The following is a 23,044-nucleotide window of genomic DNA, read 5'->3' as shown; positions in this document are numbered from 1 at the left end:
CTCCTATCTTAATTTCTTTGTCGTTATTAATGATAGGTTAACATAATGTTTTGGGGTTTTTCTATTTGTAAATTTTAACTAGCACAACGGGTTAATTTATAATTAACCTAATATAGCCGGAAAATATTCCGGCTATATTAGAATAAGGCGGTGAAAATCTTGAAATTGAAAGTTAGCTTACTTGTTGTTGTAGTAATGATTATTGGAATTGCTAGAGGAATAGGAACTTATGCGTGGTTTACAAGTTCAGCAACTAGTAATAATAATGACTTTATAGCGGGAATCCTTGAAATAAATGGAGACAATACAACAGAACCATCACCGTTATTTAAGACTGATTATGGGGATGGCTACTATTCCAACTATAATGTAGGACTATGGTATCCAGGCAAGGAAGTTCTAGGTGATTCTGCACGAAACTACACAATTGAGAATGCAGGAACATTAGACGTAAAGATAGCTGGGTTATCAGCAGAAATTACAGTGTTTACAAAAAACTCAACAAATTATCTTGTGGAAGATATTGATTCTTGGCCAACTGATGTTAAAGAATCATATGATGAATTTGTTGAAAACCTAAATATAGTCGTGAACAACATAGGGCAGGAATACTTCAATGGTAGCTTAGAAAGCTTAATAGATGGACCTCAGCCTCTAAAGAGGAGAAGTGACAACTATATTATTACACTAAATACAACTAATATGAAGAGAGCAAATCTAAGTTTTGGAGCATTTATGCACACAGCAGCAGATAATAAAGCCCAAGGAGTAAATGCGACTATAAACATAATTGTACATGCTACTCAAGATAATGACAGCGCAGTATCGACATTACTAAATAATTAGAATATTTAAACAGTTAAATTTATTTTAGGAGGAATACATGTGAATAAAAAAATTCTATCGCTTACTGTTGCAATAGCTGTTGTGTTTGCATTTGCAGGTGCAGGAACAATGGCATGGTTCACAAGTCAAGCAACAAGCACTAACAATACATTTAAAACTGGTACTTTAATATTAGGTGGAATAGTAGATGGCGAGGATGTTAATGAAGTATTTGAAGCAGTAGCATTCGGCAATATGGAACCAGGTGAACCACCAATTAAAGTTCAAACTACAAAGCTTAAAAATGTAGGAACACTTCCTTTCTATCTCTATCGTTTAACAGCGTCAGATCTTGTTGATAGTAATGCAGCAAATGAAATCGACGATACGATTTTAGACCAAGTAATAGATGTTGTTATCACTATAGATGGAGACGAAGTATTTAATGGTAAATTAAGTCAGCTACAAGAAGATAATGGCGGATTTTTTGATCCTATATATGCTGTACAGCCTGGAGAAACAAGAGATATGGTAATTACTGCATCCATGGATACACAAGCTGGAAATGACTATCAAGGGCTAAGTATGAATTGTGACTTAACAGTTTATGCTACACAAAGTGAAACTCCAGTTTCAGGAGAAGATGGAGACGAAGATTTAGGAAATACACCTACATTCTCAGTAAATGCATACAATAGTGACAATTATGTGAACTTCGACTGGAATTGGAATCCTAATGATTCTTATTATGAATATTATAAATTAGAAATAAAACACGAAACTGGTGACGTAACTACTGGAATAGAAGAAGAAAGAGTATGGCTTATTGTTAATTTCTATGATGAAACAGTTTCATCATTAGATGGAATAAATGCAAGTGATGTAGATGTAGATTGGAGTGGCGACATAGTAAGGATTAAGAAATCTGCTTTCCCGTCTGAATGGGAAGGATTTGAAGTTAAAATATCTGGGATGCAAAACAATAGGCCTATAAAATCTCTACCATGGAAATACTGGTCGCTAGATAGATAATCAAATTAAGTAAGATTAGCTGAGGTCAGAGTTATTCTGACTTCGGTTAACTCTATTTTATAAAATACAGAAGAACTTAATCATTAAGTACTTGTGTATTTTATAAACGGGAGGTGAATAAATGTATAGAACTGAAATAAAAAAAATAGTTGTACTACTGATGCTATTTACCTTTATATTCACGACATTTTTTTATATGGGCAACCAGTTAGCCTATGCTGATGATGAAATAGAACCAGATATAACTTTATACATCCACGGAGAAAAAACAAATGGAGGGCCCATATTTCACCAGTCAGGAGATATAGGAGATGGGTTATGGGCACCAGGTATAAGCCATAGCGGTACTATGAGGATTTATAACAATTATTCTGAAAGAGTGAAGGTTTCAAATCTAGGACTAGCAATGGAGTTGGAACAACTTCAAGGACAAGAATATGAGCGAGTTACTGATAAAGAACTCTATGAGCAATTCGCAAAAAATATGAAGTTAACTATAAAAAAGGGAACTATGCTTATATTTTCAAACAAAATATATGAAAAAAGCTTTTATGAAATGCTATATAACAAAGATGAGGATGATTACAATGGCTATGATCTGTCCTCAACAAATGAATTTAGTATAAATACAAATAACTATATAGATCTGGAGTATACAGTTAGTATGGACAATACTGCAGGAAACGAGCTTCAAGGTTTAAAAGCAACAGTAGACTTTATTATTAACTCTCATGAGAATCCTCAAGAACCTGACAAACCTGATAAGCCCGACAAACCTGACAAACCAAATAAAGAGAAACCTATTGATGCAGATGAACATTGGGCACATGACTGTATTCAAACATTACTAGAGCATGGAATAATACAAGGTTACCCAGATGGAACTATAAGACCAGAAAACTATATTACTAGAGCTGAAACAGCAGTACTAGTTGCTAAGGCTGTAGAGCTTGAAGAAAAGGAAGGGTTCACAGGATATATCGACTTTATACCAAGTTGGGCTAAAGGATATGTAAAGTCAGGAAGTGAAAAAGGCTTTTTAAAAGGTTATCCAAATAAGACATTTAAGCCAGATAAAGATATCTCGAGACAGGAAATGATAGCTATTTTGATTAGAGCATTTGAAAAGAAAATAAAAGAAGATGTTTCTTTGGATTTCTTGGATAATCAAGAAATTAGTATGTGGGCATTAAGATATGTAGACTCAGGTGTATATTACAAAGTAATAGAAGGTTATCCTGATAATACTTTTAAACCAAAGAACAATATTACTAGAGCAGAAGCATTTACTATAATCTGTAAACTTCTTGGTTATCATAGTGAGCATGCATCGAACAATAATTAAAAACTCGAAAGGAGGGTACTTTACTGAGAATGAAAAGAAAAAACAGGTCTAAAGATAAAAGAATTATCATCAAAGTAGCAAGTCTTTTGTTTGGTAGCATTTTAGTATCAGCAGCTCTACTGATAAATTTAGATACCTTCTCATGGTTTTCCAGTAATGTAACAAGTCAAATGTCTGTAACTGCCGCAACAACGGAGGATATAATTGACGATATAGAGATAGTTAAAGAAAATAAAAGTGCGAAGGATATAAAGTTCAAAAAAGTAGAAGGATTAAGCTATGATCCGGTTATCTTTTTTTCGGTCAGAGGAGAGGCTTCAGATTATATACTACATATAAATCCTGTTGAATTAGATAAGCAAGGAGAGTACATTGTACCTATTGAGCCCAATATAAACACCAAACAGTATTTGAAATTATTTTTAGTGCCTATATGGAAATGGGAAAATAACCCTATAGAAGGTACTATTCAAGTAAAGCATTTAAACAACTATGTTAGCGAAGAATATAGAATAGAGCTATCAAGGGAATACCTTAGTAAAAGATTTCTGGAGGAAATAAGAAGACAAGATATTAGCTTTAAAGATGTTGAAAACATTGATGAAGTAAGACGCGAAGTAGCAGATGTAATAACCTATATAGCAAAACATATAAGCTGGGAAGATGATGAAAAATCAGCAATAGATAGCAGCTCTAGAATGTCTATAATAGCTCCAATTAGCAGATTGTTTTTATCACCAGAGCAAAACGAAATAATAGATGTTATTGCTCCAAAACTTCGTCCTCATTTGAATGAGTTATATGATACTGTTGAAGATTTATCATATCAATTAAATGAGAAGTTAGCAGAAATAGAACAATTAAATCTTCAGCTTCAAGAACGAGATATACAAATCCAAGCATTACAAGATGAAAAACTAACGCTAGAGGGTAAGATTAATGATATGACAATTTATAATGAAGAGCTTCAACAATATAATGCAAAGCTAAACGAAGACATAGTTTCGCTAGATGAAATAATTTCTTCTCTTGAAAAAAAGAATAAGAAGCTTGATAGACAAAATGATTCTCTATCAGATGACATTAGTATTTTGAACAGTAAAAATACTAGACTAAGTGAAGAAAACAGAGAACTAAAGGATCAGATAGAACAACTGCAAAAAACTATAGATGAATTAATCACAAGTGATGATAATAATAGTACAGTTCCAGGAGAAGTATATAAAAATGATTAAAAAGGTTGCGAATTTGCAACCTTTTTTCTATGACCAAAAACGACCTATAAAATATAAAAACACCATTAGAAGTGCAGAAAATGAGTACAGCTACTATTAGTAACATATAACTTAACTTTCTGTTTAACATTTCACTCATAACGTGTAAAACTCCGGCATACATATTTATAAAAAAATCAAAAAAACGTATTGACATTTTGCGAAAGTATAGTATATTTATTATATGTAAACTATAAGTTTAATTTTATTAAATAAAAGAGCGATTTTTTTTTGTCCTTTTGTTTAGTAAAATTAAACAAATTATATAGTAAAACCTGATTTTTATAAAACTATATTTAAGTACATATATTAAAGAAAGGGGCTGTGCTAATTGAAAATTGAGCAATTAGGAAGACATATTTTAGTGGAGTTTTATAACTGTGATAAAGAGATTTTAAATGATCACGTGTTAATTGAAAAATATATGAACGAAGCTGCTGAAATAGCAAAAGCTACAATCGTAAAAAGTGTTTTCCATCTATTTAATCCTTGGGGAGTTAGCGGAGTAGTTGTAATCCAAGAATCACATTTGACAATTCATACATGGCCTGAATACGGATATGCAGCAGTAGATTTATTTACATGCGGAGAAGAAGTTGATCCATGGGTTGGATTTGCATACTTAAAAGAAAAACTGAAAGCAGATAAAACAGAAACATTAGAGGTGCCAAGAGGTATTGTTGAAAAAATTAAAAGGTTTTCAGAAGATGAAATACTAGAAGTTAAATATAAACCAGAAGCAGTATAAGAATATTTTAATAGATATTGTATAAAACTAAAGCCGAGATTGCTATTCTCGGCTTTAAGTAAGAATGAAAGTAGAATTTTACTTAAATTAAGGAGGGAAAATTATGGAGCTATGGTATACAGAAAATCATACCGATAATGCAAAATTTTCAATGAAGGTAAAGCAGCATCTTTTTACAGGAAAGAGCGAATTTCAACAAGTGGATGTTTTAGATACATACGAGTTTGGAAAAGTGCTTACTATAGATGGTTTAGTAATGGTTACAGAAAAAGATGAATTTATATATCATGATATGATAACACACGTTGCAATGGGAACGAATACTGATATCAAGAATGTTCTTGTAATAGGTGGTGGAGATGGAGGTACAGTAAGAGAGCTTACTAGATATAATACAATAGAAAAAATAGACTTAGTAGAGATAGATGATCTGGTAGTAAAGGTTTCAAAAGAGTTTTTACCTATAACTGCACGCAATCTTGACGACGAAAGAGTAACAGTGTATATTGAAGATGGGATAAAGTTTGTAGAAGGAAAAAATGCAGTATACGATTTGATAATAGTTGATTCGACAGACCCAATTGGTCCTGGAGAAGGCTTATTTACAACAGAATTTTATACAAATTGCTATAAGGCATTAACAGAAAAAGGTATATTAGTAAACCAGAATGAAAGTCCTTACTATGAGCATAATGCTAGAGAGATGATGAGATCAACTGGCAAATTAAGTAAAATATTCCCGATAGCAGAGGTATATCAATACCATATGCCTACATATCCATCTGGTCATTGGCTATTTGGCTTTGCATCTAAAGTATTACACCCAGTAAAGGATTTCAAGCCGGAAATATGGGAAGGTTTAGGTATAAAAACAAAATACTACAATACAGCTCTGCATACAGGAGCATTTGCTCTACCAACCTATGTTAAGGAGATGATTGATAATGGAAAAGCATAAACACATTCATACTTTTGTTGGATTTGACAGTGAGTATGATGATGCAAAAATGGTTGTTTTCGGTGCACCTTTTGACGGTACCACTTCATTTAGACCTGGTACAAGATTTGCTCCTTCAGTTATGAGAAATGAATCATATGGATTAGAAATGTATAGCCCATATCATGATCAAGACTTAAAGGACACAAAAATATGTGACGTAGGAGACTTAATATTTCCTATAGGAAACACAGCAAAAACAATGGATGTAATCAAGGAGTTTACCAAAAGTGTAGTCGAAGATGGAAAGATTCCAGTAATGATAGGTGGAGAGCATTTGGTAACATATCCTGCAGTAGAAGCAGTATATGAAAAATACAATGACCTCCATGTAATCCATTTTGATGCACATACAGATTTAAGAGAGACATTTTTTGAAGAAAGACTTTCTCATGCAACAGTTTTAAAAAGAATATGGGACTTTGTTGGAGACGGTAAAATCTATCAATTCGGAATAAGATCAGGTGATAGAGAAGAGTTTGAATGGGCTAAAGTCCACACACATCTTACAAAATTCACTTGTGATGGACTTGATGAAGCGATAGAAGCTATAGGGGATAAACCTGTATACGTAACTATAGATATAGATGTACTAGACCCTTCAGTTATGCCAGGAACAGGAACACCTGAACCAGGTGGTATAACTTTCAAAGAGATTATAGATGTATTATTAAAGCTTAAGAAGCTTAACATAGTTGGTGCAGACCTAGTAGAGCTTTCACCACACTATGACCCAACCGGCGCATCAAATGCAGTTGCTTGTAAGATATTAAGAGAATTAGCATTTACAGTTCATAAATAGGGCTATATTAAAATTTTAAACTTATTTATCTATATGTCGTATTCATATTTTAAATCCGTAAGTCATACTATTAGTTAGTATGGTTTACGGGTTTTTTTGTTATCTATGAAAATATGATTTTAAAATAGTAATTTTTTGGGACATTTCAACATAATATTTTGCATAAGTATATATTAATATGATATTTTCTTTTGATTCGTAGTTTAAGATAAAAGGAGGAGGAAAGCATATGGCAGTTGAACTCATTAAAGACTTACTTAAGATAGACCAGATAGTTGGAAAAGACGAAATACAAGCTTTAGTTGAAGGAGAAATAACCGTACCTGAAACAAAACCTAAAATAAAAAAGATACTAAAAATAGATGGAGAGGTTCAGGTTACAGGTACAAAAGTAGTAAAAGATAAAATCATTGTAAGCGGAATAGTAAACTTCAAGGTATTGTACAATGCAGATGATGAACTTCAGTCGATACATAGTGTTGATGCAAGTACAGACTTTAGAGAAGAAATACAGGTTGAAAATGTAGATGAAAAAATGTCAGCTGAAATTAAAGCTAATGTAGAGCATATAGACTACAGCTTAACAGACGATTTAAGAATATCTGTAAAAACAGTATTAGATATAGCTAGCAAGGCAGTTCTTGACAATAGCATAGATATAGTAAAGGACATAAAAGGAGTAGAAGGCCTTCAGATGCTGAAAGAAAATATAAAATGTAATGATATACTAGGAATAAACAGCTCTTCGACATTAGTAAAGGAAGCATTTGAGCTAGAAGGCTCGATGCCAGACATAGTAGATATATTAAGAGTAGATGTAAAGACACATGAACAAGAAACAAAAGTCGTAGATGATAAGGTAATAGTTGCAGGAGTGATATCTTGCTCAATAATGTATTTTGGTGACGACGAAGAGAATAAGGTTAATTATTTAAGTCATGAAATACCATTTACCCACTTTGTTGAAATACCTGGAGCAATAAAAGACATGAATTGCAAACTAAAGCTTCAAGCTAATGAAGTTAATTATGATATAAAAGAAGATATAAACGGTGATATAAGAATAATTGATATAGAATCAACAGTGAAGATAGAAGCGAAGGTATACAAGCAAGTTGAAAAAGAAGTCACTGTTGATACATACTCCACTAACAAGAAATTTGATGTAAAGAAGCAAGAAGTTATGGTTACTGAAAACATTGGTCAAAATACGTCAAAAGAGCAAATTAACGGAACAATTGATGTAGCAGTGGATAGAGAAGTTATAAAAAATATATTTAATATGAATGGTAGGCCAGTTGTTACGGACTATAGACTTATAGAAAGCAAGGTAATAATAGAAGGACTGCTAGAGTTGGATATGCTTTATCTTGCAGAATCAGATAATGAAATAAAGGATATCAGACAAGAGATTCCTTTCAAGGCTTATGTAGATATTGAAGGGATTAATGACACAATGGAAGTTGAAGTTGAAAATATGCTAGAAGATATAAGCTACAAGCAAATAAGCAGTCATGAAGTAGAAGTGGACGCAGTAATTAAGAACTTTGTATCAGTAAACAGAATAAAGAAGATAAATATAGTAACAGAGGCAGTTGAATCTGATGAAGCTTTAGACAAGAATTCTAGACCGAGTATAACAATATATATAGTACAAAAAGATGATACATTGTGGGATATAGCAAAGAGATATAACACAACAGTTGAAGAGTTAATCAACAGTAATGATATACTAACTCCTGAGAACATAATGCCAGGCGAAAAGATAATAATTGAAAAAAATATTACATTTGAGTTATAATATATAATAGCCTAAGGGAAACCTTAAGGCTATTTTTTTAATTGTATTTTGTATTCTGTATAAATGTATTATACTATTATATATAGATGACAATAATAGAAAAGCAGGAGCTGATAGTATGGCAAATATTATAATAGATGCACATGCTAAGATAAATCTATCTTTAGATGTTTTAACAAGAAGAGAAGATGGATATCATGAGCTGAAAATGATAATGCAGCAGATTGCATTAAAGGATATAATCACAATAGAGGATAGGGATACTGATGTTATTATTGAATCAAATAACAATGATATTCCTTTAGACAGCTCTAACTTAGTATATAAGGCATATAGGCTGTTAGCAGACATGTATAATATAAAAAAAGGAATATATATTCACATACAGAAAAACATACCTGTTGCTGCCGGCCTAGCAGGAGGAAGTACAGATGCTGCAGCAGTTTTAAAAGGACTTAATCAATTATGGAACATTAACATGCCACAAAAGGAGCTTATGGATATTGGTGTAAAGATTGGGGCAGACGTACCATATTGTCTTATGGGAGGTACTGTATTAGCTGAAGGAATTGGAGAGAAGCTCACAGAATTAAGAAGCTTTTCAGATAAACTGATATTGCTTGCTAATCCCGATATTCCTGTTTCAACAGCGCATGTATTTAAAAGCTTAAAATTGAATGATATTTTAGTTCATCCAGATACTGAAAGCTTGCTGAAAAGCGTTTATAATGACGATATAAATTTTCTTGCGAAAAATATGGCTAATGTACTTGAGACAATAACGATAAAAGAACATCCTATACTAAATGATATAAAACAACATATGCTTGAGTATGGAGCATTGGGCAGTTTAATGAGTGGAAGTGGACCAACTGTTTTTGGAATCTTTAAAAATGAATATGATATACAAAAATGTAAGGATAGCTTGAGTAATAGAATAAAAACTGTTATTATGACAAAGACGGTTTAGGAGGGTTTAAAATGGAAAAAGATTTAGAGAAACTGAAATTACATGATTACAAACCACTAAGAGATATAGTTTTTGAATCTTTACGAGAAGCAATAATAGATGGTAGTTTAAAACCAGGTGAAAGAGTTATGGAGGTTCAACTTGCAGAAAAGCTTGGAGTAAGCAGGACTCCAGTTAGAGAAGCTATTAGAAAGCTTGAGTTGGAAGGGCTGCTGATTATGGTTCCTAGAAAAGGAGCATATGTTGCAGATGTTTCATTTAAGGATGTATTAGACGTTTTAGAAATAAGAGCATCTTTAGAGGGCTTGGCAGCATCACTGGCAGCTGAGAAGATGACAGAAGAAGAAGTACAAATTCTTCAAATGAAATCTCGTGAATTTAGCAAATGTGTAGAGAATGACGATGTTCAAGGAATGATTCATAAGGACTCAGAATTTCATGATATAATTCTAAAATCGGCTAGAAATGCTAAACTTCTTAATATTATTGAAGGACTTAGAGATCAAGTGCAAAGATTTAGAGTTGTGTATTTTACAGAATTCAACAAATCTTCGTATCTTACACAAGAGCATCAAAGAGTACTAGAGGCTATTTCTAATAGAGATTCTGAAGTAGCACAAAAGTATGCGCAGCAGCATATAGAGAACATAAAAAACTATATTATATCTCGTATGAAAGATAAGGTATAGACCAAAAATTAGGGATTATAAGGGAATGATAAGTAATGATAAATTGTGTTATACTTGCTGGAAGCTCTGAAAAAAAGCTACAAGGCAAGCATGAAAAAGCATTTATTAATATAAACACAAGACCAATGATTTCTTATGTAGTTGATGCACTTAAATCATCAGCCGTTATTGATAAGATTGCAATAGTAGGGCATTTAAGTGATGTCAATGAACTTGATAGTGATATAGACTACGTCATAGAGGATAAAGGCTCTATGCTTGAAAATGCATTAGCAGGAATTGAATGCTTTAAGGATGACGAAAGAGTATTGATATCTACTTGTGACATACCACTATTAACAGGTGAAGCAGTTAATGACTTTGTTGAAAACTCTTTAGATTCAATGGCTGATATATGTTATCCTGTGGTTAAAAAAGAAGCGTGTGAAGCAAGGTTTCCTGATGCAAAAAGGACTTATGCTAAGCTTAAGGAAGGACTTTTTACAGGAGGAAATCTGATACTTGTGAATCCAAAGGTGCTAGATAGGTGCATTGATAAGGCAAAGCAAATGATCGAGCATAGAAAAAACCCAATAAAAATGGGACGTGTACTAGGACCTATAGTTCTAATTAAATTACTTATTGGGAGACTTACCATAGACAATGCAGAGAAAAGAGTAGCAAGATTATTAAAATTAACACCGAAGGCTATTATTTCAAACTATCCAGAGATAGGGAATGATGTTGATAAGCCTGAAGATTTGGAAATGGTAGAGAAATATTTAATTGAATATAATTATAAATAAAAAACTTAGCAGCCCAGTGGCTGCTAAGTTTTTTTGTATAACATTACAGTATTTAGTAAATATTAAGTATAACATTTAGTTAATATTTACAGGAGTGTTAAATGAGGAGATGACAGAGTTTGTCTATTTTAAGATATATAATATATGAGCTAAGAACTATAATTGACCTTACACTTTCATTATCAATAATAGCTATTGGGCTATTTACTTTTTTTGTAGATATGAGAGTATTCCAAGCCAGAGGATTAAAAAAAGAAGCTAATTTAGCTAAGATTTTAGGCATTATATATATAATAGCTGGTCCATTATTATACATAGTATTTAATGTTGCTTAAGGAGGATGCTTATGGGTCTTTTCAATAGATTATTTAAAAAGAATGATTATGAACAACAAGAGAAAAAAGAAATCCCTATATCTTTAAGTCTTGAGACAAACATAGAAAATATTAAAGAAATATTTAAAGATTGTGATGATGTAGTATACAGAGATTTTTTAGTAGGAGTTGAACAGGAAAGTAATTTTGCACTGATATATGTAGATGGTCTAATTGATAAAGTACTAGTAACTGAGAATGTTTTAAAGTCACTAATGCTGGAAGCAAGGGGGAAAGACCCTGAGGATGTCAAACAAGGTTTGTATGATCTCTCTATGAAAGGAAACATATCAGCTACAGAAATAAAAGAAGTAGAAACATTAAATGAAATTGTTGACAACATACTAGTTGGAGAAACTGTTTTACTAATCAATGGATACAAAAATGGGATGATTATTGGCTCTAGAGGTTGGCCTATAAGAGGTCTATCAGAACCACAGTCAGAAACTGTTATTAGAGGACCAAGAGATGGATTAAATGAGACTTTAAAAGTAAATACAAGCTTAATAAGAAGAAGAGTTCGTGATCCAAAATTAAAGCTAAAAAACATGCAAATAGGTGTAAGGTCGAAAACAGACATTTCATTAATGTATATGGAAGATATAGCGAACAAAGAACTTGTGAAAGAAGTTAAAACAAGACTAGAAAACATAGATATAGACGCCATATTAGAGAGTTCATATATAGAGCAACTTATTGAAGATAATCACTACTCTCCATTTCCTCAGATTGAGAATACAGAAAGGCCTGATGCTGTGGCGGCAGCACTTTATGAAGGGAGAGTTGCGATAGTTGTTGATAATACCCCATTTACATTATTGGTTCCATCGACTTTGGCTACATTTATGCAATCATCTGAAGATTATTATGATAGATGGCTGATAGCAAGTGTCATTAGGATTTTACGATATATTGCAGCGTTGGTATCAATGTTAGCACCTGCGCTTTATATAGCTGTTACATCATATCATCCAGGTATTATACCAACACAGCTTGCACTATACATAGCAGCAACAAGAGTTACAGTTCCTTTTCCTGCAATTATAGAGGCATTCATTATGGAAATTACAATTGAATTTCTTAGAGAAGCAGGTACAAGACTGTCTGGTCCAATAGGAACTACTATAGGAATAGTGGGTGGTTTGGTCATAGGTCAAGCAGCGGTAGAAGCAGGGATAGTAAGTCCACTTATGGTTATTATTGTTGCAGTTACGACTATATCATCTTTTATGCTTCCGAGCTATGGTTTTGCAGCAGCATTTAGAATACTAAGATTTGTGCTTATGGTATTTGCAGGAGTATTAGGTCTTTATGGGATAATGCTGGGAATAATTTTAATTGGTACTCACTTAGTAAGTTTACAGAGCTTCGGGGTTCCATACATGGCTCCTTTCTCTACACTAGGCAGAGTAAGCAACGACCTTAAGGATACAATAGTAAGAGTCCCATTACATAAGATGAAGCAAAGACCTAAATTTTCAAATATGATAGATAAAGACAGAATGAATACATATGACAGTTCGAAGAACAATGACGATAGTAAGGATGGAGAGGGTAATAATGATAGGGAAGAATGATAGAATTTCAAACTTTCAGATGATGATTTTGTTGGTAAACACTATTATAGGAGTAGGTACTCTTTCTTTACCCAGCACGCTAGCTATGAAACTGAATACTGGTGGATGGATTTTATTGCTGATAAGTGGTTTTCTAGTATCTATATTAGCAATAATAATAACAAAACTTATGCAGATGTATCCAGGTAAGACTTTAGTCGAAATAGGAAGAGAGCTTATAGGAATTCCTTTAAACAATATTATAATGGCTGTGTTTATAATATATTTGTTAGGTACATCCGCTTTTTTAGTTAGAATTTTCGCAGAAGTAATAAAAATGTTTCTTTTACTTAATACACCTACAGAGATAATAATAATAACTATGCTTCTTACCACATCATATATAGCTCGATGTGGGATAGAACCAATTACAAGAATAACTTTAATCATTACTCCAATAGTGTTCATTCCTCTATTTTTTATAGCAGTAATACTTTTACAGGATGTGGACTTTACAAATCTTTTACCTCTGTTCAGGTTTAGTGTAACTGATGTAATAAAAGCTATACCAGCTTCTTTTTTTAGCTATGGAGGTTTTGAATTCATACTCATATATATGGCTTTTATTGAAAAACCTAAAGGAGCAGCGAAATATAATGTTTTCGCAATTGTCATAGTTGCAGTATCATATATTTTTATGTTCATTATTACCCTTACTAGCTTTGGCATCACTGTTCTTAAAGATCAGCTTTGGCCATTACTATCACTTATGAAGACAATTGAATTTCCAGGAGCCTTCATTGAAAATGTGGACGGTGTTGTAATGGCTATTTGGGTTCTTTTGGTTTTTACAACATTAGCACCCGTTCTTTATATGAAAGCATTGATTATGAGCAAAGTGTTTAGACTAAAAGAGCACAAGATTTTTGTTTTACCTTTGATCCCTATAGTTTTCATTCTTTCTTTAATACCTGATAATTTAGTCCAGGTATACAAATATATGGAGATATTTATCTATTTCTTTGGAACATTTTCCTCTGTGATAGTTCCTATAGTTTTTTATATAATTGCGATTTTCAAGAACAAGAGAGGTGCTCATAGCAATGAACAAGGCGCTTAAAATATTACTACTTCTTTATTTGACACTATATTTAACTGGATGCTGGGATAAAGTTGAAATCAATAATAGAGCTTTTGTATCAGGAGTGGGTTATGATATATACGATAAAAGGTTTTATGAAGAAGCAAAGAAAAGAGATAAAGGTAATATAGATATACCTGAACTGTCTGAAAGAAACAGATTCGTTGTAACGTATGTATTTCCTAACTTAAATGCAATAGGCAAAAATGCTACAAGTGATAAACGCAGATATGTATTAAGCAGTGTAAGTAATAATCCGTATGAAGCTACAACTGAGCTTGCAACGAGAATGAATAAATCCTTCTCTTTTAAACATGTTAAGGTAATAATATTTGGAGAAGATTTTGCTAGAAATAGGGAATATATGAAGGAAGTTCTTGATAATACAGAAAGACATGACCAGCTCAGTAGAAAAGTATATTTACTGGTTGCAGAAGGGACAGCTAAAGATACTATAGACGTTGAAGATATAATTGAGCCAGAGACAGGTTCCTTGTTGTCAGATATATTTCGCAAAAAAAGACAAGCAGGTAGGTATAATTCTCAGACATTCGAAGATATATTAAAAGGGATTAAAAGTAATGGAAGTGCATTGATGCCTCGAGTAGTAGCTGGTGAAAAAGAATTAAAGGTTGGAGGGTCAGCAGTTATAAAGGATTATATGTTAATAGGTTGGTTGGGCGAGCTTGAAACTAGAGCTGTTTTATTCTTAAAAGATCGGGTTGAATCTGAAGTTATAGATGTAAAAATGACACAAGAGACATGGCTACCATTTATAATAACAGATTCTAAAACAAAGAAATCAGCTAAAATCTCAGATGACAAAATAACTATAGATGTACAGATTGAAATGGAAGGATATTTACAACAGTATAAAATAGGATCAAAAGCTAAATTGCTTGATGATAAAACAATAGATCTTATAGAAAAAAAGGCTGAAGAAACTCTTAAAAAGGAAATTGAAGGAACTATAAAAAAACTTCAGAAAGAATTTAAAGTTGACGTAATAGATATAGGAGATTACCTAAGCAAGTTCAAGCCTGATACTTGGGAAAAAGTAAAGGATGATTGGAATAATACATTTTCAGATATAGAAATAAACGTAGCAATAGATGCAAAATTAAGAAGAATAGGGATGACCAAATAAAATATGTTTAATTTTTTCATTTATTGTTAATACTTATAATAACATATATTTATTCTGGGGGAGGAATACATATGAAAACCAAGACAAGAAGAATATTGCCGTTACTTTGTGTTGTAATCTGTGCCATAGTAATCTGTACTGCATGGATTAATGACGTATATGAAAACAGACAAGGATATAAAGATAAGCTAATTAGATTTCATGTTATAGCTAATAGTGATTCACCAGAGGATCAGCAACTAAAGCTTAAGGTTAGGGATGAGATAATATCTTCAATGAACGATAAATTTGCAAGATCATCTTCAATTGATGATTCAAGAGAAATAGTTATGGAAAATATAGAAGAAATCAAAAACATTGCATTTAACGAAATAAAAGAAAACGGAAAGCAATATGATGTTGATGTAGAAATAGGTAAATATAATTTTCCAACAAAATCTTACGGAAATTTTACATTACCTGCGGGAGAATATGAGGCTGTGAGAGTTGTAATAGGAGAAGGAAAAGGTCGGAACTGGTGGTGTGTAATGTTTCCTCCATTATGCTTTATAGATATAACTAATGGACTAACAGATGAGAAAACAAATGATGAACTCAAGAAAGTTTTGACAAATGAAGAATATAACATGATAGTCAGTGCAGGAAGTGATGATGATATGCCTATAAAACTTAAATTTAAAGTAGTAGAGTTGTTTGAAAAAGGCAAACTAGAGTTTGCAAAGATATTTGTAAGTCAGAAATAATTTGATGTTTCTGGCTTTTTCTTTTTTAACGTTTTTTTTATCCTTTGCATAAATAAACTACTTCTTACAGAAAATATTATCAAGTAATAAACTATAAATATTTTTATGAAGGGAGGATATAGCTTGAAAAAGATAGTTTTATATGCAAGTATTTTTGTTTTAGTAGCATCTGTAGCAGGAGTATTTTTTGTAAATGCAAACACGCAGCCAACAGATGCTACAGGTTATATACAGTCCTATTTAGAACCGAAGACACTTTATTGGGGTTCTAGAGGACAGGATGTAAAGAATGTTCAATGGAAATTACTTCAATGGAAATATTATGTTGGAAAAGTAGATGGGATATATGGGGCTGACACGTATAGAGCAGTCAGGCGATTTCAAAGAAAGAATGGTCTTACGGTTGATGGTGTAGTTGGACCTGCAACAGCAAAGGCTATAGGAATAACATTAGGAACTACTGGAGGAGGGGTAACTGCAAGTACAGGGGTTAATAGAGATGACGATGTATATATGTTAGCTAGAGCAATACATGCAGAGGCGAGAGGAGAGCCGTATGTAGGTCAAGTTGCAGTAGGGGCAGTTATTCTAAATAGAGTAAAGCATCCTTCATTTCCAAATACAATTGCTAGTGTAGTGTATCAACCGCTTGCATTTACTGCAGTTGCTGATGGTCAGATAAATTTAGCGCCAAACAAAGACTCGATAAAGGCTGCAAGAGATGCAATCAATGGATGGGATCCTTCATACGGTTGCAGATACTATTGGAACCCTGCAACAGCAACTAGTAAATGGATATGGTCAAGAAAAGTAGTAATAAAAATTGGTAAACATTGGTTTGGAAATTAGTAGTGGAGGTGATATGAATGGATAGAACAAGACGTATTACGACCATAGCACTTGCGGTAGCTCTTGTAGCAGCTGGAATATGGGGGTACTATCAGTATCAGCTTAAAAATGAATACAAAGTAGCTATAAATAATGAATATCAGAGACTATTTTATGATACGAAAGCTCATATAGAAAATGTACAGACTAATTTGTCAAAAGCATTGTTATCAGAATCAAATGAACAAAATGTTCTGTTACTATCGCAGATAATGCAACAGGCATATCTTGCACAAGATAAACTTGGGCAGATGCCAGTAAGTCATAGTGATATAAGTAAAACTGAAAAGTTTTTATCACAGGTTTCTGACTACTGCTATACATTAGTCCAGAACCATCTAGATGGCAATAAACTCGATAGTAAGCAAAGAGAGTCATTGTCACAGCTTCAAAACTATACTGCAGTTTTATCTAAAGAACTAGCTGACTTACATGAGAAAGTAATGAAAGGACAATTAAGTCTTAATAGTGTAAGAAGAAAAGAAAAGAATCAGCTTAGAGAAGCTAACGAAGATATGTTAAATACTAGGCTTGTAAAGCTTGAAGATGAGATGACAAAATATCCTGAGCTTATATATGACGGACCATTTTCTGAACAAGTAATGAATATGAAACCTAAAGGACTAGGAAACAAAAAAGTAACGGTAGATGAAGCAAAGAAAATAGCAAATGAATTTCTAGGAGGTAAAAAGGTAAGAAAATTTGTATTATTTGAAGAAGGAGAACAAATCAACGATACAGCTAATATACCAGCTCATACCTTTAGTGTAGCTCCAGAAAATGAAAAGAAAGAAACAGGTATGTACATATCTGTAAGTAAGCAAGGCGGAGAAATAGTTTGGATGGCAAATCCTAGATCAATTAACAAGGTAAACCTATCCATGAAGCAGGCAGAAAATTATGCATTGAAATTCCTAGAGGAAAAGGGATATAAAAACATGGAACCAAACTACTCACTTAGATATGATGGTGTTGGGTTATTCAACTTCGCATATACAGAAAATGATGTTACAATATATCCAGATTTAATAAAAGTTAAAGTAGCTTTAGACGACGGAGAGGTAGTAGGCTATGATGCAGCACCCTATCTCCAAAGACATCATGATAGAGATATTCCAGACCCTAAGATCACTCAAGAAGAAGCAAGAGATAAAGTTAGACTGGACTTTAACATAGATAGCATAAGACTTGCTATAATTCCAAAAGGAGGCTCAAGTGAAGTGCTATGCTATGAATTTAAAGGGAAATACAAGGATAATGATTATATTGTCTATATTAACGCTTTAAATGGAAAAGAAGAAAAAATACTTCAAATTATAAAGGATGAAAATGGAACATTGACATTCTAGAAATAATTAAAAGTATAATCTAACAAAATATTTTAGGGGATAGCATGATTGCTATCCTCCATTTGTTTGAATATAAGATATTGATTATAAAAGTAGGAAGAATTTCGTGTGAGAATGCTTGATTAGCTACAATAGTATAAAAATTGTTATGTGAAAAAAATCATATAAATTGGAAACTTCACATTCACTTTTTGTATATTATGTTATATAATTATAGTAATTGTATATTATGTTAAAATAAGGGTGATGTTTGTTTTACTAGGGGGAGAGTGAATGAGGTTATATATACATACACTTGGAGATTTTGATATAAGCTTTAAAGAACAATCTTTGTTAAAAGAATTAAGTAGATCCTATAAGTTATTTAAGCTATTTGAGTATTTTATAACTTTTAGAGGTAGAAAGCTTCTTCCAGAAACCATAATCGAAAATTTATGGCAAAATAATGAGTATAGCGATCCTAAGAATGTTTTGCGTACGCAAATCTTCAGGTTGAGACAAATTTATAAAAAAATAATTCCAGAGGGTATTGATGAATCTAAATATTTCACTATAAATTTTAGTAATGGATATTACTGCTTTGAATTAGGAGAATATGCAATTCTTGATATTGAAGAGTTTGAGGAATTCATCGAACAAGGAGACAGCGAGAGATTTAATAATATTGATGAATCAGTAAAGCTTTATAAGCAAGTACTTAAGCTTTATAAAGGTCCATATTTGGCAGAAAACTCCTACGAAGCATGGCTTGTACCTATAAGAAATCACTACAGCAGACTATATTTAAAAACTCTTTTTAAGCTAATAGAAATGCTTAAAGAAAAAGAAGAATACAACAGTATTATTGACCTATGTGAAGAAGCAATTCTAATAGAACCATATGAAGAAGCTGTGCACATATATTTGATAGAGGCTATGCTAAAAGTGGGCCATATAAAAGATGCAATGAGTCATTATGAATATATAGCTTCCTTATTGAGTAAAGAGATAGGTATAAAATCTTCTTTAGGTTTACGAAATGTTTATAGGAAAATACAGAGTTATTATGATGAAAAAGGAGAAACAAATATTGAAAATATTAAGGCAAAACTAGAAGAAAGCTCCTTAAAAGGTGCGCTGTTGTGTGATTCAGATTACTTCAAATTTCTATTTAATCTTCAAAAAAGAAAAGGGTTAAGAGGAGATACTCTAGATTTCATGAGCCTTATAACTCTAGGGTACGAAGACATGAAAAATCATAGTAAAGAGGATATCAAGAAATTTGTAAAGATTATGTCAAGTGTATTGGAGAAATCCTTAAGAAAAGGTGATGTTTATTCATTTTGGAATGACACACAGATACTTGTAATGCTTCATGGAGCAAAAGAAAGTTGTCTCGATGAAGTTGAAAAAAGAATAATAGAAAACTTTCAAAATACTGCAAAAACTGATATTTGTAACATAAACATTAAGTTTTTGCCACTAGTGTCAGGAGGCAGTATAGAATAGATTAATATAGAAAGTCCTAGAAATAGGGCTTTTTTTTATGCTCTTTTTTATGTAACTCAGATGTAATCCAAAAGAAATTTATATGTAATTGAAATAAACAGATTTTGAAATGGACGGATGCTATATTGTAATTATCGATATTAGATGAAGTGATTTATCCGGAAGTGAGAATTATGATATATCCTTCTAAACATGATTTTTCCACTAAGTTTAAGCTCCTTATTAACGATGACATTCACTTTATAGACTGCATATTAGTAAATACCAGCGATAACTTTCAGCGTATTATGAACATAGCAAAAACTTTTGTTCAAATAATCAGAGAGGAACAAGTGATATAAAAAAACAAAGGGTTAGTAATAAGTTTTTGAAAAAATGGATATATTATCATATGGAAAATTAGCAAAAAATAGAGAAATAAAGTTATGACTCTTAAATTAACAAAGCTATAATTGTCAAACCATAGTATTAATACTATAGCTTGATTTTCTATAGAAATATCACAAATTACGAATTCAGCTTATAAAGAAGGAGGTGAAAAGATGAAAGGAAAAGTAAAAAAATCCATCGCAATTTTCATGGTATTAGCTATGATTTTTAATGTGAGTATTGCAGCATACGCTGAAGTAGATTTTCTGAGTAATTTAAATGAAACACGAGAGGTAGATCCAGGAGGTCCAGAAGACGGAGAATTACAGCAAACTATTGATGAGATAGTTTCTGAAGAGCTAGAATCTACTGTTAATGGAGATGTTTATGGACAGCCACAACAACCTATAGTTAAACAAGTTTATGAAATTCTATACCTACTTAATGAAACAGATGAGCCAGTTCCAGGACTAGACACAGTAACAGGCTTTGGTGATGTGGGTACTACTGTAGAGATTCAACATCCAGCAATAAATGGATATCAGGTGTTAGCTGATCAGCCAAGTAGTCTTGTTATAGACAAAGATGAGGAGTTGAATAGAGTTGTAATCTATTATGAACAGATTCCGAAAGTTATAGAGAGTACGATACTAACTATAAATCATACTCTAATTTTGGGTAATGGTGAAGAGTTAGTGCATATTGAAACAATTGAAGACCTAAATGTAGGGGATGTCATAATAGGAAGTGACTATGCTATTAATGAAGATGGTGTACTTTTTACTAAAAGTGTGCCGACTGAATTAACCTTAATTACTGAAGATAATATGATGGATATTGTGTATGAACTTGAGTATGAAGGAGAAGAAATAAAACTGTTACCTTCAGAATCTCCTGATTTTCTTGATGGAGAAGGAGAAGAACTAGGCGGTGCTCCATATATTGAAATTCCTACAACATCTGCAGCTTCTGCATCTAAAATGAGCAGAATGATGAAATCATCTTATGTAAACTCTATTAAGCATCCAGGAAATATTAATACGATTGAATGGCCTAAACCAGGTGCTTTATATCTCGCCAAAGAGGCTGAATTGGTCGAAGGAACAACTAATCAATGGGAATTAACATTAACCATGCAGGGAAAAAATATTGCCAATACATCTGATATAGTTTTAGTTATTGACCGTTCTGGAAGTATGGAAAATAATCAAAGACTAGATGATGCAAAGGCAGTTGCTAGGTCATTTGTAAACAATATACTTGTAGAAGGAGATACTGCAAATCGCATTGCAATAGTGTCATTTGCAAGTGATGTTGAAGTTGAATCTAATTTTACTGCAAATAAACAAGCACTGCTGTCAGCAATAGACAATATCAAATCTAGTGGAGGAACCTTTATACAAGCAGGGTTGAAACAAGCTAGAGAGCTTTTAAATTCAAGTGCTGCTGATTCTAAAAATATTGTACTATTAGGAGACGGAGAGGCAACCTACAGCTATTTTGGAAACCTTGATTTTAGTAATATAAGAGTAAGAAAATTTTTTATTTGGAAATGGTTAGAGGGGACCGCTGTATCCAAATCATATCTAACTGGACATCCGTTTGATTATGATGAACCTGTTGGAAATGGTCAATACTCTAATGCAACAGGGGAAATTGAGTATACTCTTGATGGAGTCACAGATGATATAGATTACAATATTTATCATAGCGATAACACTATAGCTGAAGCACAGATTGCTAAGGAAGCTAACCAGATTATATATACAATTGCATTAGATGCAGGTGATGATGGAGAAGAAACTCTAGAAGAAGTAGCTAGCCCAGGAAAAGCATACACTGGTTCTAATGATGACTTACAAAAAATATTCCAAACTATAGCTGGAGATATTTCTTATGCTGCTACAGATGTAACAGTAACAGATCCAATGGGTGATGAGTTTTCTATTCCAGGTATAACTGCAGATAATTACAATGATTTAATCAGTGTAAACCAAGGTTCAGTAGCCTATGACATGGTTACAGAAACTATAACATGGATATTGCCAAGTATTTCTGAGGGTAATGCATGTAAAATGACCTATATTGTGCAGATAGATGATGATGTTGAGTTAGGAGTGCTTTATCCTACAAACAAAGATACATTTTTAGATTATATAAATATTAATGGAGATATTGCTAAAACATATTTTCCTATACCAGAAGTGGGAATAGAGAGAACTGAATACGATTATACAGTAAAGTATTTTGTCAATCAAATTGAGCAAACTTTATGGGAAGCGCAGGGAGCTGTACCAGTAAGTAACCCAATTGTAAGTTCAGTACCCGATAAGTCTCCAATAGGCTACAAGGTAGATGAAGAAGCATCAACAGAACTACCATATACAGTGACTGAGGAAGGTAATGTAATAGAGGTATACTATGTAGTAGACCAAGAGCAGACATTAGACTATACAGTGAATTACTACAAGGATGGAGCAGTTGAACCATTTGCGACATCTAGTGGAGAAGTACTAGTAGCGAATCCAGTAGTAGAAAGTATAAGCTATGAAAACATGCCAATAGGCTACAAGGTAGATGAAGCTAATTCAACAGAACTACCATATACAGTGACTGAGGAAGGTAATGTAATAGAGGTATACTATGTAGTAGACCAAGAGCAGACATTAGACTATACAGTGAATTACTACAAGGATGGAGCAGTTGAACCATTTGCGACAT

General features: G+C 32.6%; 20 protein-coding genes. All 20 read left to right on the top strand.

Features of this window, described 5'->3' with window-relative positions; translation table 11 throughout:
* Window positions 1-159: 159 nt before the first annotated feature.
* Complete coding sequence (locus tag HNR33_RS12890; RefSeq protein WP_429083915.1) at window positions 160-846, top strand: hypothetical protein; 687 nt, start codon at window positions 160-162, stop codon at window positions 844-846.
* Window positions 847-885: 39 nt separating this feature from the next.
* The gene (locus tag HNR33_RS12885) at window positions 886-1,857 is read left to right on the top strand and encodes a TasA family protein (protein ID WP_429083912.1); all 972 of its coding nucleotides are present in this window, start codon (window positions 886-888) and stop codon (window positions 1,855-1,857) included.
* Between the two features lie 121 nt (window positions 1,858-1,978).
* Window positions 1,979-3,202, top strand: coding sequence for an S-layer homology domain-containing protein (locus tag HNR33_RS12880; RefSeq protein WP_429083910.1), 1,224 nt, complete (start codon window positions 1,979-1,981; stop codon window positions 3,200-3,202).
* Between the two features lie 29 nt (window positions 3,203-3,231).
* Complete coding sequence (locus HNR33_RS12875) at window positions 3,232-4,437, top strand: hypothetical protein (RefSeq protein WP_429083907.1); 1,206 nt, start codon at window positions 3,232-3,234, stop codon at window positions 4,435-4,437.
* A 370-nt stretch (window positions 4,438-4,807) separates the two neighbouring features.
* A complete protein-coding gene (speD, locus tag HNR33_RS12870) occupies window positions 4,808-5,224 on the top strand; it encodes an adenosylmethionine decarboxylase (protein WP_429083904.1) in 417 nt (138 codons plus the stop codon).
* 103 nt (window positions 5,225-5,327) lie between these two features.
* Entirely contained in the window at window positions 5,328-6,182 is an 855-nt protein-coding gene (speE, locus tag HNR33_RS12865; protein WP_429083901.1) for a polyamine aminopropyltransferase, read from the top strand.
* The gene (gene speB, locus HNR33_RS12860) at window positions 6,169-7,023 is read left to right on the top strand and encodes an agmatinase (protein WP_429083899.1); all 855 of its coding nucleotides are present in this window, start codon (window positions 6,169-6,171) and stop codon (window positions 7,021-7,023) included. Before speE ends, speB begins: the two co-directional genes overlap by 14 nt.
* 229 nt (window positions 7,024-7,252) lie before the next feature.
* Window positions 7,253-8,824, top strand: coding sequence for a DUF3794 and LysM peptidoglycan-binding domain-containing protein (locus HNR33_RS12855; protein ID WP_429083896.1), 1,572 nt, complete (start codon window positions 7,253-7,255; stop codon window positions 8,822-8,824).
* Window positions 8,825-8,942: 118 nt separating this feature from the next.
* The gene (gene ispE / locus HNR33_RS12850) at window positions 8,943-9,794 is read left to right on the top strand and encodes a 4-(cytidine 5'-diphospho)-2-C-methyl-D-erythritol kinase (protein WP_429083894.1); all 852 of its coding nucleotides are present in this window, start codon (window positions 8,943-8,945) and stop codon (window positions 9,792-9,794) included.
* Window positions 9,795-9,805: 11 nt separating this feature from the next.
* Window positions 9,806-10,483, top strand: coding sequence for a GntR family transcriptional regulator (locus tag HNR33_RS12845; RefSeq protein WP_429083892.1), 678 nt, complete (start codon window positions 9,806-9,808; stop codon window positions 10,481-10,483).
* Window positions 10,484-10,518: 35 nt separating this feature from the next.
* Complete coding sequence (locus HNR33_RS12840) at window positions 10,519-11,268, top strand: nucleotidyltransferase family protein (RefSeq protein WP_429083889.1); 750 nt, start codon at window positions 10,519-10,521, stop codon at window positions 11,266-11,268.
* 119 nt (window positions 11,269-11,387) lie between these two features.
* The gene (locus HNR33_RS12835; RefSeq protein WP_429083887.1) at window positions 11,388-11,603 is read left to right on the top strand and encodes a CLC_0170 family protein; all 216 of its coding nucleotides are present in this window, start codon (window positions 11,388-11,390) and stop codon (window positions 11,601-11,603) included.
* Between the two features lie 11 nt (window positions 11,604-11,614).
* Complete coding sequence (locus HNR33_RS12830) at window positions 11,615-13,219, top strand: spore germination protein (RefSeq protein ID WP_429083885.1); 1,605 nt, start codon at window positions 11,615-11,617, stop codon at window positions 13,217-13,219.
* On the top strand, window positions 13,203-14,318 hold the full coding sequence (locus HNR33_RS12825; protein WP_429083883.1) for a GerAB/ArcD/ProY family transporter: 1,116 nt from the start codon (window positions 13,203-13,205) through the stop codon (window positions 14,316-14,318). The genes HNR33_RS12830 and HNR33_RS12825 overlap by 17 nt, the downstream gene beginning before the upstream one ends.
* Window positions 14,302-15,486, top strand: coding sequence for a Ger(x)C family spore germination protein (locus HNR33_RS12820; protein ID WP_429083881.1), 1,185 nt, complete (start codon window positions 14,302-14,304; stop codon window positions 15,484-15,486). The genes HNR33_RS12825 and HNR33_RS12820 overlap by 17 nt, the downstream gene beginning before the upstream one ends.
* A 71-nt stretch (window positions 15,487-15,557) precedes the next feature.
* Entirely contained in the window at window positions 15,558-16,229 is a 672-nt protein-coding gene (gene spoIIR / locus HNR33_RS12815; RefSeq protein WP_429083878.1) for a stage II sporulation protein R, read from the top strand.
* Between the two features lie 123 nt (window positions 16,230-16,352).
* Window positions 16,353-17,078 carry a spore cortex-lytic enzyme gene (sleB, locus tag HNR33_RS12810; protein WP_429083876.1) on the top strand — a complete coding sequence of 242 codons (726 nt, stop codon included), beginning with the start codon at window positions 16,353-16,355 and terminating at the stop codon, window positions 17,076-17,078.
* 17 nt (window positions 17,079-17,095) lie between these two features.
* Complete coding sequence (ypeB, locus tag HNR33_RS12805; RefSeq protein ID WP_429083874.1) at window positions 17,096-18,466, top strand: germination protein YpeB; 1,371 nt, start codon at window positions 17,096-17,098, stop codon at window positions 18,464-18,466.
* 273 nt (window positions 18,467-18,739) lie between these two features.
* On the top strand, window positions 18,740-19,954 hold the full coding sequence (locus HNR33_RS12800) for a BTAD domain-containing putative transcriptional regulator (RefSeq protein WP_429083871.1): 1,215 nt from the start codon (window positions 18,740-18,742) through the stop codon (window positions 19,952-19,954).
* Window positions 19,955-20,496: 542 nt separating this feature from the next.
* On the top strand, window positions 20,497-23,044 hold a 2,548-nt coding region (locus HNR33_RS12795), incomplete at its 3' end, for a vWA domain-containing protein (RefSeq protein WP_429083869.1).

It is taken from the genome of Brassicibacter mesophilus, assembly GCF_050433385.1.
GTDB classification, from domain to species: Bacteria; Bacillota; Clostridia; order Tissierellales; family Proteiniboraceae; genus Brassicibacter; species Brassicibacter mesophilus.
The sequence above is the reverse complement of the archived record's forward strand: the minus strand, read 5'-3'. Positions and strand labels throughout refer to the sequence as shown.